This window comes from Paractinoplanes toevensis, from assembly GCF_018332695.1.
Lineage (GTDB): Bacteria > Actinomycetota > Actinomycetes > Mycobacteriales > Micromonosporaceae > Actinoplanes > Actinoplanes toevensis.
Genome location: NZ_BOQN01000035.1, coordinates 11,659 through 27,691 on the forward strand (window position 1 = coordinate 11,659; position 16,033 = coordinate 27,691).

Annotated in this window: 10 protein-coding genes; 5 read left to right on the top strand and 5 right to left on the bottom strand. The window is 70.8% G+C overall.

Features of this window, described 5'->3' with window-relative positions; translation table 11 throughout:
- Window positions 1-4: 4 nt before the first annotated feature.
- A complete protein-coding gene (locus Ato02nite_RS12430; RefSeq protein WP_213006628.1) occupies window positions 5-6,100 on the bottom strand; it encodes a polymorphic toxin-type HINT domain-containing protein in 6,096 nt (2,031 codons plus the stop codon).
- Between the two features lie 202 nt (window positions 6,101-6,302).
- On the opposite strand from Ato02nite_RS12430, the gene Ato02nite_RS12435 reads away from it, so the two are divergent.
- Window positions 6,303-8,309 (top strand): S9 family peptidase, encoded by a 2,007-nt coding sequence (locus Ato02nite_RS12435; RefSeq protein WP_213006629.1) that lies wholly within the window; start codon window positions 6,303-6,305, stop codon window positions 8,307-8,309.
- On the opposite strand, the gene Ato02nite_RS12440 is transcribed toward Ato02nite_RS12435, so the two are convergent.
- Window positions 8,306-9,148, bottom strand: coding sequence for a helix-turn-helix transcriptional regulator (locus tag Ato02nite_RS12440; RefSeq protein ID WP_213006630.1), 843 nt, complete (start codon window positions 9,146-9,148; stop codon window positions 8,306-8,308). The genes Ato02nite_RS12435 and Ato02nite_RS12440 overlap by 4 nt on opposite strands.
- Before the next feature lie 86 nt (window positions 9,149-9,234).
- On the opposite strand from Ato02nite_RS12440, the gene Ato02nite_RS12445 reads away from it, so the two are divergent.
- Window positions 9,235-9,996, top strand: a complete 762-nt coding sequence (locus Ato02nite_RS12445) for an SDR family NAD(P)-dependent oxidoreductase (protein WP_213006631.1) — start codon at window positions 9,235-9,237, stop codon at window positions 9,994-9,996.
- 60 nt (window positions 9,997-10,056) lie between these two features.
- Here Ato02nite_RS12445 and Ato02nite_RS12450 read toward each other — a convergent pair whose 3' ends face one another.
- Window positions 10,057-11,004, bottom strand: coding sequence for a C45 family autoproteolytic acyltransferase/hydrolase (locus tag Ato02nite_RS12450; RefSeq protein ID WP_213006632.1), 948 nt, complete (start codon window positions 11,002-11,004; stop codon window positions 10,057-10,059).
- Between the two features lie 150 nt (window positions 11,005-11,154).
- Entirely contained in the window at window positions 11,155-12,549 is a 1,395-nt protein-coding gene (locus tag Ato02nite_RS12455) for a DHA2 family efflux MFS transporter permease subunit (RefSeq protein ID WP_213006633.1), read from the bottom strand.
- Between the two features lie 92 nt (window positions 12,550-12,641).
- Here Ato02nite_RS12455 and Ato02nite_RS12460 point away from each other — a divergent pair, with 92 nt between their 5' ends.
- A complete protein-coding gene (locus Ato02nite_RS12460) occupies window positions 12,642-13,238 on the top strand; it encodes a TetR/AcrR family transcriptional regulator (protein WP_213006634.1) in 597 nt (198 codons plus the stop codon).
- Here Ato02nite_RS12460 and Ato02nite_RS12465 read toward each other — a convergent pair.
- Window positions 13,225-13,986, bottom strand: coding sequence for a hypothetical protein (locus Ato02nite_RS12465; protein ID WP_213006635.1), 762 nt, complete (start codon window positions 13,984-13,986; stop codon window positions 13,225-13,227). The genes Ato02nite_RS12460 and Ato02nite_RS12465 overlap by 14 nt on opposite strands.
- 288 nt (window positions 13,987-14,274) lie before the next feature.
- Between Ato02nite_RS12465 and Ato02nite_RS12470 the strand changes: the two genes are divergently transcribed.
- Window positions 14,275-15,519 (top strand): MFS transporter, encoded by a 1,245-nt coding sequence (locus Ato02nite_RS12470; RefSeq protein WP_246606734.1) that lies wholly within the window; start codon window positions 14,275-14,277, stop codon window positions 15,517-15,519.
- 19 nt (window positions 15,520-15,538) lie between these two features.
- Window positions 15,539-15,976: a TIGR03618 family F420-dependent PPOX class oxidoreductase gene (locus Ato02nite_RS12475; protein ID WP_213006636.1), complete on the top strand. Its 438-nt coding sequence runs from the start codon at window positions 15,539-15,541 to the stop codon at window positions 15,974-15,976.
- The last annotated feature ends 57 nt before the right edge of the window (window positions 15,977-16,033 follow it).

Below are 16,033 nucleotides of genomic sequence, written 5' to 3' on the forward strand. Positions count from 1 at the left end.
GGTGTTACGGCTTGTCGAGCCAGTTCCAGAAGCGGGTGCCGGGCTTGGGCGGGGTCGCCATGAGCCGCAGGGTCAGCAGACCGTTCGACTCGTAGTTGTAACCCCACAGCTCGCCGTTCGACCGGCCGCTCCGGCGGAGATATTTGCCCAGCTGCCGGGTTCCCTTGCGGGCGCCCGACCTGGTGTACGGCTTGAGCTCGACCGGGTCACCGTTGGGTGCCAGGAAGTCGGGCAGGCCGCTTCCCTTCTTGCCCCAGCCCGGGCCCTTGCGGTAACCGAGGGCCTGGAACGCGGACGTGACGGCCGGGCTGGTGTGGGTCGCCTGACCGAGCGCCGCCGCCGGGCTGTGCCCGGACGACAGGTTAGCGCAGGTGCAGGTGCGGCCACTGCCGGGCGGGCAGTTGTGGACCAGGACCGACTGGTCGCCGGCCAGCGCGTAGTACGTGTGGATCTCGTCGACCCTCAGGTCGTACGTGCGCTGGTGTCCCTGGTAGACCTTGACCGCGCCGAGCTGCACGAACGTGCCGGCCGCCGTACGCAGCAGGTCGCCCTCGTGAAGGTCGCCGGCTTCGATCCACTTGCCTCGGCTGGCGACCCAGAACGGGTGGGTGTCGGTTGTCGTGATCTTGTCATCCGAGGTGCCGATCGTCAGGTCGACGAACACCTTGTCGTGGTCGGTGCGGATGGTGTGGGTGACCTGCTTGGCCACCGTCTCGCCGGTGATCGGGTCGGTGGCCAGCACGGTGTCGCCCGGCTGCACCTCGTCGATCGCCTTGCTCTTGCCGGCGTTGTTGCCCTCGGCGTCGGTGTCGCCGAGCAGCACCCGGGTGCCCGCGACGAAGCTGTGGCAGCCGGTCGGTTCGGCCTTGCCGCGCGGAATGTCGTCCGACGCCGCACCACGTTTCGTCTTGGCCTTGGCCCGGGCGGCCAGCGCTCTCGCCCGTTCCTGCGCCTCGGCCGCGGCCTTCTTAGCCGCCGCCTCGGCCAGGGCCTTCGCTCTCGCCGCCTTCTCCGCCGCTGCCTTGGCTGCCGCCGCGGCCGCTGCCTTGGCCGCCTCGGCCGCCTTCTCCGCGCCGCTGATGATGGCCTTGGCCCACTTCAGTTCCTGGAAGAACGTGATGACGGCCTTGCCGGCCCGGTAGATGGCCTCGGCGATCTTCTTGGCCTTGAAGATCTTGCCCCAGGGCAATGCGCCGATGATCATCATGGCGCAGGCGCCCAGGTCACCCTTGAGGCAGTTGATGATGTCGTTGATCCCGAGGAACTCCATCAGGATCTGTCCGCCGGCCTCCAGGATCACGTCGAGCGTGCTCTTGGACTGCAGCTGGTTGGCCTTGGCGATGTCCTCCGGCGACGGTCCCGGGTCGACGACCGTGGTGGCGTCGGTCGGGGCCGCCGCGGTGACGGTTCCGCCGCCGTCGAGCAGCGCGCCGGTCGGGTCCGAGTAGGCGAGCGGGTTGTTCGCCGCGTACACGTAGGAGGAGGTCGCCTCGGTGCCGGTCGGCAGCGGGTCGCGGGACGGGAACCGCCCGGTGGACGGGTTGTAGTTGCGGGCCCGCATGAAGTAGTTGCCGCTGCCGGTGCTGGAATCCTGGTAGGCCCCGTGGAACTGCATGGGGTTTTCCAGGCCCTCGCCGGGAAGCGGCTGCGCGGCGAGCGATTCGCCGATCCGCGGGTTGCCGAACGGGTCGTAGTCGTAGCCCTTCTCCAGGGTGCCGGCCGGCGTCAGCATGTTGGCCACGCCGCCGAGCCAGTCGTGCGTGTAGGAGTGGGCGCCGGTCTGCTCGTCGAGCAGGGCCAGCGGCTCGTCGTCCGGGCCGTAGACGAAGCCGCGCTTCTCGATGACCGTGCCGGCCTGGTCGGCCACGGTGTCCACGGCGATCTGCGGCAGCGTGCCGGCCACGTCCCACGACCAGCGCTGCGTCGTGGTCGCCACGTTCGGCGCCGAACTGGTCGACGCGATCCGCAGGCCGGCCGCGTCGTACCCGTACGTCGTGGTGGCCTTGCCGCCGTTGATCGTGGCCTTGGCGATCGAGTTGTCCAGGTTGTAGACGAACTTGTCGCCGCCGGCCCGGGTCTGGTTGCCGAGCACGTCGTAGTCGAAGGTGGTGATCCGGCTGTCGTGCCCGAGCAGCGTCTCGACCTGCAGCTGGTCGGCGTCGTCGTACAGGTACGTGGTCAGGTCCGACCCGGCCGAGCCGCTGCGCTTCTGGCTCGTGCGGTTGCCGACCGCGTCGTACGAGTAGTCGATCCGCCCGGCCGGCTTCGCCTTCGGGTCGCAGGAGTCGGCCGCGTAACAGGCCGACGTCACCCGGTCGGTGTCGTCGTAGGCGTAGGACACCTTCTCGGCGATGCCGCCGCGGGTGGTGACCACCTTGGTCGGGTTGCCGACCTGGTCGAGCGTCAGGTCGAACTTGGACACCGGGTCCTGCACGCCCTCGACCGGGTCGCCGACCCGCTCGGTGCCGATGCCGATCAGCCGCCCGGCGTCGTCGTAGGCGCGGCTCTCCTTGAGCCCGGTCGCGGCCGGCAGGGTGGTGCTGGTCCGCCGCCCGGCCTCGTCGTAACCGAAGCCCCAGGTGTTGCCGGCCGCGGTCATCGAGGTGAGCCGGCTGGCCGCGTCGTAGTCGAACGCGAGGCTGGTGCCGTCCGGGTACTGCGAGGTGGCGACGTTGCCGCGCTCGTCGTACTTGTAGGTGAAGGTCTCGTCGGCGCGGCCCGCTTCCTTGCGGGTGACCGACGTGATCTGGTCCTCCTCGTCGTAGGCGACGTCGCGGACACCGGCCGGGTCGCCGTACGAGGTGATCCGGTCCTTGGCGTCGTAGGCCCAGGTGTAGACCGGGCCCTGCGACCCGACCACCCGCTTGTCGCGGCGGCCGACGATGTCGTAGGAGTCGAGGACCGTACGCTTGGCCGCCTCGGCGTCGGAGAGCCGGGACGGGTCCTCGAACGGGTTCAGCGTCAGCGACTGGGTCTGGTTGCCCTCCGCGTCGTACGCCAGATAGGTGCTGCGCCCGATCGGGTCGGTGTTGCGGACGAGACGGCCGGCCTCGTCGTAGAAGTACCTGGTCCAGTGGCCCTTGGCGTCGCGGACCCCGGAGACCTCGCCGTCCTTGCCGTACTCGTAGAGGGTGGTGGCGTTGTCCTCCGGGTCGACGACCGTCTGGGTCTGGTCGTCGTCGGTGTAGCTGTAGCGGGTGGTGTTGCCGCGCGCGTCGGTGCTGCTGACCACCCGGCTGACCTCGTCGTACTTCGACGTCGAGACGTTGCCGAGCGGGTCGATGCTCTTCACCATGTTGCCGGCGAGGTCGTACTCGTAGCGGGTGGTGAAACGGGCCGGGTCAGCTCCGGCGACGTTGCCGCGCGGGTCGACGACCGTGGCGAGCAGGCCGTCGTCGGTGTAGGTGTAGCTGGTGATGCCGCCGGTCGGCGAGATCTCCTTGACCTTGTTGCCGGCCTCGTCGTACTCGGTCTTGGTCTGGGCGCCCTTGGCGTCCTTGATCCCGGTCTGCTGGCCGTTGGCGTCGTACTCCAGCGACGTCTTGCGGCCCAGCGAGTCGGTTGCCGAGGCCACGTCACCGCGGTTGCCGCGCTCGTACGACGTGGTCCGGCCGTACTCGTCGGTGGTGGACGTGGTGCGGTCCAGGTCGTCCACCCCGATGTCGGTGACGACCACCTGGCCGTTCGGGTAGGGCCGGCGGATCTGGATCGGGTTGTCGTCCCGGTCGTACTTGTAGGTGGTGGTGAAGTCGGCCTTGTTCGCGCCCGGCAGGTTGCCGCGCGGGGAGGTGACCGACTCGACCAGGCCCTTCGGGTTGTACGCCCAGCTGGTGATCAGGTCGGGCGAGTGCCGCATGTCGATCGCCGCGGTCGACTTACGCCCGGCCGCCGTGTACGTGTACCGCGACGTGCGCCCCTCCTCGAACGTCGCCTTGAGGGCGCTGTTGTCGTAGTAGGCGTAGGTGGTGGTGACCCCCTCCGGCGAGCTCTGCTTGAGCAGCCGGCCGGCCTTGTCGAACTCGTTGCGGGCCGCGTTCTTCTTGCCCGGTTGCAGCGTCGCGACGACCCGGTCCTGGTCGTCGTAGTACGTGAGGGTGGTGAAGCCGCGCGGGTCGGTGACCGAGACCGACCGGCCGACCTTGTCGTAACCGAATTTGGTACGCCGGCCCTCGGCCGACACGCTCGCGCTCTCCAGGCCGGCGTTGAGCTTGCCGTCCGGGATCGTCTCCGAGCGGGTGACCTTGCCGCGCTGGTCGGTGACGGTGGTGAGAACGCCGCGGGTGTCGTACTCGTATTTGACCGAGTGCTTCTTGGCGTCGGTGCTCTCGACCAGTTCGTCGAACTCGTTGTACCTGTCGACCCACTTGTTGCCGTCCTCGTCGGTGTGGGTCGTCGGGTTGTTGCGGGCGTCGTACTCGGTCTTGGCGCTGAACCGCTTCTGCGGCGCCCAATGCTCGATCAGGTTGCCGGCCGCGTCGTACTGCGACTCGTGCTGGTTGCGGTTGCCGTTGACGACCAGGTTGCGGTTGAGCGATCCGTCGTAGCGGTGGACGCTGGAGTCGCCGTTGCCGCGCTGCGAGTAGAGCAGCACGTTGCCCTTGTAACCGTCCCAGACCTTCACCGCGTCGGCGTCGGTGGTCTCGGACTCCTGCCGCTCCTGCCGCCACAGGAAGGTGGTGGCGGCGCCGAGCGCGTCGGTCTGCTTCACGACCCGGCCGGTGGTGGCGTCGTACTCGTTGGTCAGCGTCACGACCTGGTAGGGGTCGATCACCTGGGTGAGGCGGCCGGCCGCGTCGTATTTGTACTTCCAGGTCTCGCCGCGGGCGTCCTTGACCTTGGTGAGCAGCCCGGAGGTGTATTCGAAGGTGACCTTGCGGCCGTCCGGCAGGGCGACCGAGCGGACCAGGGCGTCCTCGACCTTGACGGTGGCCTCGTGGCCGGACGCGTCCCGGATCGTGATGCCCTTGTCGGTGTAGGTGAACTTGAGCCCGACCTGACGCGGGTTGAGGATCGAGGTGAGCCGGCCCTGGGCGTCGAAGGCGTACACGATGTTGTCAGGAGTGACCAGCTCGAAGCCGTCACCGGCGCGGCGCAGCGTGGACCGCACCCCGGCCGGCTTCTTGAAGACGTCGCCGTCCAGCGTGTAGAGCACCTCGGAGCCGTCCTCGGCCCGCACGACGGCGCCGCCCTCGGAGGCGGTCACCTTCATGTCGTAGACCCAGGCCCAGCCCGGTCCGAAGGCCGACTGCCCGACGTTCAGCGACGAGTAGGCCCGGCTCGACAGGAACTGCGGGCCGAACGACTCCATCGCCAGGTCGGTCTCGGCGCGCAGGAACGCGCCGGTGCCGGTGTTCACGCCGATCGCGCGGATCGCCTGGCTGGCGTCGGTCATGCCGAGCGCGTCGCTGCACCCGCAGCCGGCGGCCTGCCGGTTCGGGATGTCCGGCGGGTTGACCACGCTGCGCGCCTGCGACCGGTTGGACGGCGCCGACGGCGTCTCCCCGCCGCCGTCGAACAGCGCGGTGATCGTGATGAAGTAGTCCCGGCCCGGCTGCACCTGCCAGCCGTCGGCGAGGCCGAACGACCGGCAGTACTCCCGCGGCGAGCCACCGCACTCGCTCTGCGCGAGGTCCTCCTTGGACAGGGTGGCCGATTCCTGCTGGGTGTTGTCGGTGGCGTCGAACAGGTCGACCCGCCACTGCTGGAACGACTCGTCGGCGACGTTGAAGTTGGCCACCAGCGAGGTGTCGCCGAGCACGTAGCCCGGCTGCAACTGGATGTCGGTGAAGGCGGGATCGCCGGGCGCGAGCTTGGCGGCCCGCTTCAGCTCGGCGCCGGAGATCTTTCTGGCTTCGCCGCCGGAGCGTACGCCGAGCGGCACGACCGGCGGACGTTCCGCGTCGGTGAGTGCTTTCTCCGGTGCCGCGTTGGCCGGAACGGGCCGCTGCTGTGGCGCGGCGCCGGCGGTGAGCTGTGGTGCGGCACCCGGTTCGGCGGCCCGCGCACTGGTGGCGGGCTGCGCGGTCAGGGTGGCGACGAGTAGGACGGAGCAGAAGACGGCGAGCCATCGGGCACGCGCGAGAGCATGGGCGAACGCCATGATTTCGGTACCTCCCCCGTGAAGATCCGGCCCGCAGCCAATCACGTGATTCGATGCATATCTATCCAAGATCTGACCCAACGCGGTCTGACCTTTACTCGCGAGTAATAAGGCGGACGGCATGCAGAGAACCGTTCGCGCGAAGCCCCGGCCGACCTCGCGCCGGGCTGTCGGCCCGGCCGAACAGTGGTAGAACAGCGGGATGATCGATTCGTTCGGCGACCTCGATGCCTATGTCCGCCTGCCCCGGCTCAGCGGGTTGTGGCTGTCGCCCGACGGCCGCCGGCTCGTCGTCGGGGTCGGCACGCCGGACCGGAAGAACACCCGCTACGCGACGGCGCTGTGGGAGGTCGACCCGGACGGGGAACGGCCGGCCCGGCGGCTGACCCGCAGCGTCAAGGGTGAGGCGGCGGCCGCGTTCACGCCTGGCGGCGACCTGCTGTTCACCTCGGCCCGGCCGGCGCCGGACGGCGATGACGAGGACGAGCCGCGGTCGGCTCTGTGGTTGCAGCCGGCCGCCGGCGGCGATGCGCGGGTGATCGCGAAACCGGCCGGCGGCGTGCACGGCGTGCTGGTCAGCGCGACCGGCACGGTGGTGGCCGGCTCGGGCCTGCTGCCGTCGGCCACCGATCTCGCGGCCGACGCCGACGCGCGGAAGAAGCGCAAGGAGGCCGGGGTCTCGGCGATCCTGCACGAGGGTTACCCGGTCCGGCGCTGGGACCACGACCTCGGGCCGGACCGGCCGCGGCTGTTCACCGGCGAGCTGACCGACGGCGACCTCGAGCTGCGCGATCTCACCGGGCACCTCGGCCGGGCCTTGGGCGACGAGGACACCGGCTGGGACATCGCGCCGGACGGCCGGACCGTGGTCGCCGCCTGGATGGTGGCCGAGCGGGCCGGGTCGCAGCGCACCGTCCTGGTGGCCGTCGACGTGGCCACCGGCGAGCAGCGAGTCCTCGCCGACGACCCGGCCAACGAGTACGGCGAGCCGCGGATCTCGCCGGACGGTGCCCTGGTGGCGTTCACCGTCCGACGGCGGTCCTCGGTGGACGATCCCGGCGACGTGTGGCTGGCCGTCGTCCCGATCGGCGGCGGGCCGATCCGCGACCTGACCGCCGGCTGGGACCGCTGGCCGGGCGGTGCCCGCTGGACACCGGACGGTGCCGCGCTCATCGCGATGGCCGACGACCTCGGGCGGATGCCACTGTGGCGGATCGACGCGACCAGTGGGGAGGTCACCCGGCTCACCCCCGACGACGGCGCCTACTTCGACATCCAGATCTCGCCGGACGGGCGCTGGGTCTACGCGTTGCGCAGCGCGGTCGACAGTCCGCCGAGCCCGGTGCGGGTGGCGGCCGACGGCTCGGGCTCGCTGACCTGGTTGAAGTCGCCGGCCGAGGCCGTCGAAGTGCCGGGGAGGCTGGTGGAGGTCACCGCGACCGCCGCCGACGGGAGCCCGTTGCGCGCCTGGCTCGCACTGCCGCACTCCGAGTCGCCGGCCCCGCTGCTGCTGTGGATCCACGGCGGCCCGCTCGGCTCCTGGAACCAGTGGATGTGGCGCTGGAACCCGTGGATCATGGTGGCGCACGGGTACGCGGTGCTGCTGCCCGACCCGGCCCTCTCGGTCGGGTACGGCTACGACTTCGTCAAGCGCGGCTGGGGCTCGTGGGGCGACGCCCCCTACACCGACCTGATGGCGCTCACCGACGCCGCCGAGCAGCGCCCGGAGATCGACGCCGAGCGCACGGCCGCGATGGGCGGCTCGTTCGGCGGTTACATGGCCAACTGGGTGGCCGGGCACACCGACCGGTTCGCGGCGATCGTCACGCACGCCTCGCTGTGGGACCTCACCCAGATGATGACCACCACCGACGCCCCCTATTACTGGCTGCGCGAGCTGACCACCCAGCGCCTGGCCGACAACTCACCGAACCGCTTCGCCGACGCTATCGCCACGCCGATGCTGGTCATCCACGGCGATAAGGACTACCGAGTGCCGATCGGCGAGGCGCTGCGGCTGTGGTGGGACTTGCTGTCCCGCTCGAAGGCCGACGACGGCTCCAGCCTGCACAAGTTCCTCTACTTCCCGGACGAGAACCACTGGATCCTCAAACCCGGAAACGCCAAGGTCTGGTACGAGACGGTGCTCGCGTTCCTCGCCCACCACGTGCGCGAGGAGGAGTGGCAGCGACCCACCTTGCTGGGTTAACGCGGGACGCCGATCCGCTGGGTGCCGATCACCGAGAGGAGCTCCAGGGCCTCCTCGGACGGTGAGCCGGGCGTGGCGGTGTAGATGATGAGGCGCTGGTCGCGGTCGGCGATGTCGAGCACGTCGCAGTTGACCGTGACCGGCCCGACCTCGGCGTGGTGGAACGTCTTGCGCAGGGTCGGCTCGTCGGTGACGTCGTGCGACGCCCACAGCTCCCGGAATCGCTCGCTGCCCGCGAGCAGGTCGCGGACCAGCTCGGCGACCTCCGGATCGTCGGGGTAGCGAGCGGCGGTGGCGCGCAGCCGGTGCGCCGAGTGGCGGGCGAAGTCGTCGGCGTCGGAGACCCCGTAGAGCGGGTCGGGGCCGCCCAGGAAGACCTTGCGAACAAGGCTGCGCTCGCGCCGGGGCAGGGCCGAGAAGTCTTCCATCAGGGCGGCGGCCAGATCGTTCCAGGCGATCACCTCGAAGCTGGCGGAGATGACCGTCGCGGCGGACCGGGGGAGCCGGGTGATCAGATCGAGAATGCTCTGCCGCACCTCGCGCGACGGACCGCGCGGTGGCGCCGGTGGCTCGCCGGCCAGATGGTGCAGGTGGTCGCGCTCGGCGTCGGACAGGCGCAGCGCCCGGGCCAGGCCGGACAGCACCTCGCGGGACGGGTGCGGGGAGCGGGCCTGCTCGAGACGGGTGTAATACTCCGTGGAGATGAACGCCAGCTGGGCCACCTCCTCCCGGCGCAACCCGGGGGTGCGGCGGCGCCGGCCGGCAGGTAGGCCCACGTCACCGGGTGCTATCCGCTCGCGCCGGCTGCGCAGGAAGCCGGCCAACTCCGCTCGATTCATGCGTTCGATTCTGCGCGCCGGTCCGGCGCTCAGCCAGGTACCGCCGATGCCTGCCTAACGCCCGGGAACGGACGCACGGTTGGCGCATGACATCTCTTCTCGACGACAAGGTCGCCTTCGTCAGCGGCGCCGGCCGGGGGATCGGTGCGGCCGCGGCCCGCCTGTTCGCCCGCGAGGGCGCCCGGGTCCTGCTGGCGGCGCGCACCGAGGACCAGCTGAAAGCCGTGACCGAGCAGATCCGGTCGGCCGGCGGCACCGCGGAATACGCGGTGTGCGATCTCGCCGATCCGGACAGCGTGCGGGCCGCCGTCGACCACACCGTCGACCGGTTCGGCCGGCTCGACGTGGCCTTCAACAACGGCGCGACGATCTCGCCGCCGGGCCCGCTCGACGGGGTGACCCAGGCCGACTTCGACCGGCTCTACGAGGTCAACCTGCGGGGCGTGTGGCTGGCGATGGTCGCCCAGGTCGCGGCGATCCGGGCCGCCGCCGGGGCCGGGGCGATCGTCAACAACTCCAGCGTCGGCAGCCTGGCCGGCAACCCGGCACTGCCCGCCTACGGCGCGATGAAACGGGCGGTCAACAGCCTCACCGAGTCGGCCGCGATCACCTACGGGCCGGAGAAGATCCGGGTCAACGCGGTCGCGCCGGGCAACACCCGCACCGAGATGATCGACGCCTGGGAGGCGGACTCGCCCGGTCTGGTCGAGCGTCTGGTGGCGCAGACGCCGCTGGGCCGCCAGGCCGACCCGGACGAGATCGCCCAGGCCGCCGCCTGGCTGCTCAGCGACCGCGCCTCGTTCGTCACCGGCACGGTCCTACGCGTCGACGGTGGCGCTCGGGCGTAGCACCTGTTTCGCAGGTGGAGTCGGGCTGCGGCGTGGGTGAGCAGGGGTTCGGAAAGCCTCTCAGCTGGTCCGACCCAAGGTCACGGTGCGGGATCCGGGTGTGAAGTCGCCGAAGGACTGTTGCCAGGACTCACCGGGCCAGCAGTACGTCACACGGCCGTCGACGGGGCGGTAGTGGGCTGTGTAGAGCGTTCTTGACCCCTGCTCGTCGACGGATCGGTATAGCGGCGGCTTCAGCATCGCCGCCACGTCGTCCGCACCCGCGGCGCGAATGGCGCGCAGCCGCTCCTGCGTCCGCAGGGCACGCTCCTGCTCGTCGGTCACCGGCAGGTGCTGGTGGTTGGCGGCGCAGGCATCCGGTGCCAACGTCGGCGGCATATCCGGTCCCACGAACACCGTCACCGCCTTGGTGGGATCGACAAGGGTGAGGTTCTGGGGGACGGCGACCGGAAGGGACCGCAGCCTGCCGACCGCCTCATCGACGGTGTCGCACGTCTCCAGCAGGTAGCGAACCACGACGAGAATGGCGAAGCCGCGTCCGTAGGCGGAACGTCCGCCCCAGGTGAGCGAGACCGCGAGACCGGCGTCGTTCATCCCGTCCAGCAAGCCCCACAGCATGTCCTGCATCCCGATCACGGGGCGCAGGAAGCAGGAGGAGGCGATGGTCCCCTCGCACTGATCGGGCCGTAGGTCATAGTTACGCAGCAGAGTGCCGTTCTCGCCGATCTGGGTGCAGGACTGGGTGAACGGCCGCAGTGCCGCGTGGGTGAGGAAGGCTTCCGCCTCGGGCCGGTCGAGTTGGCCGGCCAGGCGGTCCAGAACCGGGACCAGTTCCGGCATGTGCGTACGGAACAGCGCCCGCACTCGGTCCGCGCCTTCCGGAGTCCGGCCCTCCTCGGTCAGCAGGCCCTCCATCTCCGGCCACAGGGTCCGGGCGTAGGCGGCCCACCGCCCGTCGCCGCCGTCGCCGACCTCGATCGCCTGGAAGGTCTTGTGCTGTTGCCGCACGCCTGCGACTCCCCCTGTGAGAATCGGCCGAGGTGAGGAAAACCTAGCTAATTGCGGGGTGAATCACCAGGTGGCCGCCATCGGCGACGGCCAGGCGCTGGATCCGGTTGAAGCCGCTGAATGCGAGCGCGGCCGATACTCCGGCCCCACCTACGAGACAGCCGCCAGCTCCTCCTTGGTCGTGGCCAGGGCGGGAAGGAACAGCGCCGCGACCAGGGCCGGCAGGGTGAGCACGACGGCCCAGAGGAAGGCGTGGTCGAAAGCCGTGGCCGGCTCGGCCGCGTGCGCGGCGAGACCGCGTTGCAGCACCACCGCCAGGATGGCGGTGCCGAACGAACCGCCCACCTGCTGCAGGATCCGGGTGAGGGTGCTGGCGTGCGGGATCTCCGGCTTGGTCAGGCCGTCGTAGGCGCCGAGCATGACCGACATCAGGATCATGCCGAGGCCGGCGCCGCGCAGGACCAGGGCGATCGACAGGACGGTGGTGCTGGTTTGCGTGCCGGCGAAGGCGAACGGCAGAGTGCCGACGATCAGGAGGAGGACCGAGACGAGGACGACCGTTCGGCTGCCCCAGCGCTCCAGCACGCCCCCGACCAGCCGGGACAACCCGACGCCGATGCCCTGCGGCACCATCAGCAGGCCGGCCGTGACCACGCTCTCGCCGCGTAGCTGCTGGTAGTAGAGGGGCAGCAGCAGCATCGCCCCGAACGACGCCATCCCGGACAGGAGCATCAGCGCCCCGGCGGCGGTGAACGACCGGCTCCGGAACAGCCGCAGGTCGACCAGCGGCTCGGCGGCCCGCAGTGCGTGCGCGACGAAGGCCGCGATGAGCAGGGTGCCGGCGAGCACCGGGACGGCCACGGTGAGGCCGCCGCCGTCGCCCGCCTCGCTCAGGCCGTAGACCAGGGCGGCGAGCCCGGGGGAGAGCAGCAGCAGGCCGGTCACGTCGAGCGGGTGGGTGCGCTCGCCGGTCTCCCGCGGCAGGTAACGCAGGGCGAGCACGATGGCGGCGAGGCAGATCGGCGGGTTGACGTAGAAGATCCAGCGCCAGTCGAGGTGGTTGATCAGCAGGCCGCCGATCACCGGGCCGAGCACCGGCCCGAGCAGGGCGGGCAGGCTGACCAGAGCGATCGTGTTGCCGCTCGCGGCCCGGCCGCCGGCCGCGCCGAACAGCAGGGTCTGCATGATCGGGATGAGCAGGCCGGCCGCCGCACCCTGCAGGGCCCGGAAACCGATCAGCGAGCCGATGTTCCAGGCCATCCCGGAGAGCACCGATCCGGCCAGGAACAGCCAGAGGCCGGCCAGCCACACCCGGCGGGCGCCGAACCGCCGCGTGGCCCACCCGGTGACCGGGATGGCGACGGCCAGGGCCAGCAGGTAGGCGGTGCTGACCCACTGGATGGTGGACACCGCGGTGTGCAGGTCGGCGCGCAGCGAGGGGATCGCCACGGTGACGATCGTGGTGTCCAGCAGCGGCGCGACCAGGCCGAGAACGATCACGAGGGCGAGCACCAGCAGGCTGGGCTCGCGGGTTTTGACGGTCATCGGAAGCTCCTCCCGTAAGAGACGGTGCGTCTCTAATTGGGAATGCTAGGCTTCCAGGGGAAGAGACGCAACGTCTCTTACGGAGGTGTGATGTGCCGAGCAGACGCCGCGGCGAGGAGCTGGAGGCCACGATCCTGGAGGCGGCCTGGGCCGAGATCCAGGAGCACGGCTACAACCGGCTCACCATCGAGGGCGTGGCCGCCCGCGCGCAAACCGGCAAGCAGGTGCTCTACCGCCGCTGGCCCAACCGGGCGCAGCTCGCGGTGGCCGCGATCCGGCACACCCTCGGCCCGCTCCTGACGGCCGCCCCCGACACCGGGTCGCTGCGCGAGGACTACTTCATCGTGCTGCGGCTGATGGCCGGCCGGGCCCGGCACTACACGCCCGAGCTGCTGCACGGCCTGATGCCCGAGGTCTGGGGCGTGACCGGCGAGATCTCCTCCGCCCTGCCCGGCGTCATCGACCAGATCCTGCGCAACGCGGCCGCCCGCGGCGAGATCGCCCACGCCGACCTGCCCGAGCGGGTCGCGATGCTGCCCCTCGATCTGATCCGCTACGAGGGCATGCGCAACGTCGTCAAGTGGGCCGAGATCACCGAAGGCGATGCCGAGAAGGTCGTCGCCGACATCCTCGACACCGTCTTCCTGCCCCTGGTGATGGCGCTGGCCGGGCCGGCTAAACCGGGATGAGGCGGGCCGCGAAGGCGACCGTGGCCACGCAACCGCCGCGCAACCGCTCGGCGGCCGGGTGCTCACCCAGATTTTCCAGGCGGGACGCGGTCGCCTCGACCAGCTGCGGCTCGGCGTTGAACAGGCGCTTGGCCATCCGGGCCTGAGTCGGGCTGAGCCCGGCGAACGCGCACTGCTTCAGCGCGGCGACGGTCTCGTTGTCCAGCGTGCCGGCCAGCACCCGCTCGGTCACGATCTCCTGCAGCCACTTCGGCCACCAGCTGTACCGGCCGAGGGCCTGGCTCGACCGCACCGCGATGGCGGGGGAGCGGCCGGCGTTGAGCAGCCGCAGCGCGATCTCGGTTCCGAAACTCTCCAGATGCAGGGCCGCCACGAACGCCTTGACCAGCCGCGCGGTGCCGATCAGGGGCTCCACCGCGACCGCGGCCGGCGCCCACTCGCCCCGCAGGACCAGGCCCAGCGCGTGCGCCGCGGAGGTGCCGGCGTCGTCACCGATCGACCGCTCGTCGATCCGCTCGACGGTGGCGGCCAGCCGCAGGGCCGCCAGGGTGGCCCGCTCGGCGCGCTCCGGATTGGCCGGCCGGTTCAGGTGCCGCAGCATCGTGTCGGCGGCGTGGTCGGCCTCGCGGCGCAGCAGCAGCGACGGGATGGCCGGGACGATCACGTCGGCGAGCGCCTCGGTCATCGACGCGGCGTCGAACTGCTCGCAGTTCTGCTCGAACTCGGCCCACCACGAAACCGGATGCATGCTTCGTCCCCCTCTGGTTCCCGTCGGCCGGGTGCCGGCCACGAACAACGGATCGGCTGCCGGGCGGAAATGTCTGAGGGCAACTTTCCGCACCTGATCGGCACCGATTTCGCACAGTTACCTAACGGCAACTAAACGTGACCCAAACTGCTGCGGAGAGCATTCAAACGACTACGGTCAGCCATTCTATTCAGTGATTTGGGTCAACCTGTCTAACGAGCGTTGAGGGAATCCGATCGGCCACGAATCCTCGACAGACCCGTGTCATGAGGAGGTTCGGTGACCGCGATGTCTCCCGCCCGGATGTGGCGGCCGCTGACCGGGCTGCTTCTCGCCCAGGGCAGCGCCCTGACCGCCAACCGGATCCTGCTGGTCGCCCTGCCCTGGCTGGTGCTCACCTCGACCGGCAGTCCCGCCGCGACCGGGCTGATCGCGACCTGCCAGGTGGTCCCGTTCGTCGTCGTGCAGGCGCTCAGCGGCCCGCTGCTCGACCGGGTCAACGCCCGCGCGGTCAGCGTGGCCGGTGACCTCGCGTCGGCCGCCGCGATCGCCATCCTCACCGTCCCCGGCAACCCGCCGATGTGGATGCTCTGCCTGATCGCCGTGGTGATCGGCACCGCCGACGGGCCGGCCACCGCGGCCAAGGCGGTCCTGGTGCCGGCCGCGACCGCGGCCACCGGGCAGCCGCTGGAGCGCGGCACTGGCCTCACCACCGCCGTCGAACGGGCCGCCACCGCGGCCGGCCCCGCCCTGGCCGGCCTGCTCATCTCCACCCACGGCGTCCAGGCCACCCTGCGGCTGGCGGCGACGCTGCTCGCCCTGGCCGCCCTCACCGCGGTGGTCATCCCGGCCCGCCGCCGGCGCGCGGCCGCCGGCGCCGGCTATCTCCGGGAACTGCGCGAGGGCGCCAACTTCCTGCACGGCGACCTGTCGCTGCGGGCCATCGTCGCAATGATCGTCGCCAGCAACTTCATCGACCAGGCATTCCTCACCGTGCTGCTGCCGGTGTGGGCCCGCGACCACGGCCTCGGCGCCGAACTGGTCGGGCTGGCGATCAGCGCGTTCGCCACCGCGTCGGTCGGCACGGCGCTGCTCAGCGCATGGATCGGCAACCGGCTCCCGCGCCGCTACACCTACCTGATCGGCTTCACCATCAGCGGCGTCTCCCGGCTGGTCGTGCTGGCCTGCGGCGCCCCCGCGACCGTGGTCCTGTCGGTGTTCGCCGTCGCCGGCCTCGGCTCCGGCCTGGTCAACCCGATCATCAGCGCCTACACCTACGAACGCATCCCGGTGGCCCTGCACGGCCGGGTGAACACGCTGATCACGGCGTGGGCCTGGTCCGGCATCCCGTTCGGCGGCCTGGCCGGCGCCGCCATGCTGTCCGCCGCCGGCCTCACCACGTCGCTGTGGTGCTGCAGCGCCGCCTATCTCGTCGCGGTCCTGCGCCCCGGCTGGCGCGTGCAATGGCACACACAGCGCTCCCGGGCACCCGCCCCCGCCCCCGCGGCGGTGCCGGAGCCCGCATCGGTGTAGAACGCCGTACCGTAGGGGCATGACGACGCTGGATGATTTCGCCGCGCTCGCGGGCAAGGAGCAGGGCCTCGTGATCGTCTCGACCCTCCGGGCGGACGGCACGATCCAGGCGTCGCTGGTCAACGCCGGCGTCCTGGCCGACCCGGCGACCGGCACCCCGGTGCTCGCGTTCGTGACCTACGGGCCGGTGAAACTCGCCAACCTGCGGGCCCGGCCTCAGCTCGCGGTGACCGTGCGGTCCGGCTGGCAGTGGGCCACGGTCGAGGGCGCGGCCCGCCTCATCGGCCCGGACGACCCGGCCGACGGCATCGACGCCGACCGGTTGCGGCTGCTGCTGCGCGAGGTGTTCACCGCGGCCGGCGGCACTCACGAGGACTGGGACGAGTACGACCGGGTGATGGCCGAGCAGCGCCGCACGGTCGTCCTGATCGACCCGTCCCGCGTCTACAGCAACTAAAGACGAGAATCAAACCACTTTCCGGTACGGGCGACATCGTCACCAACCGCACCATCA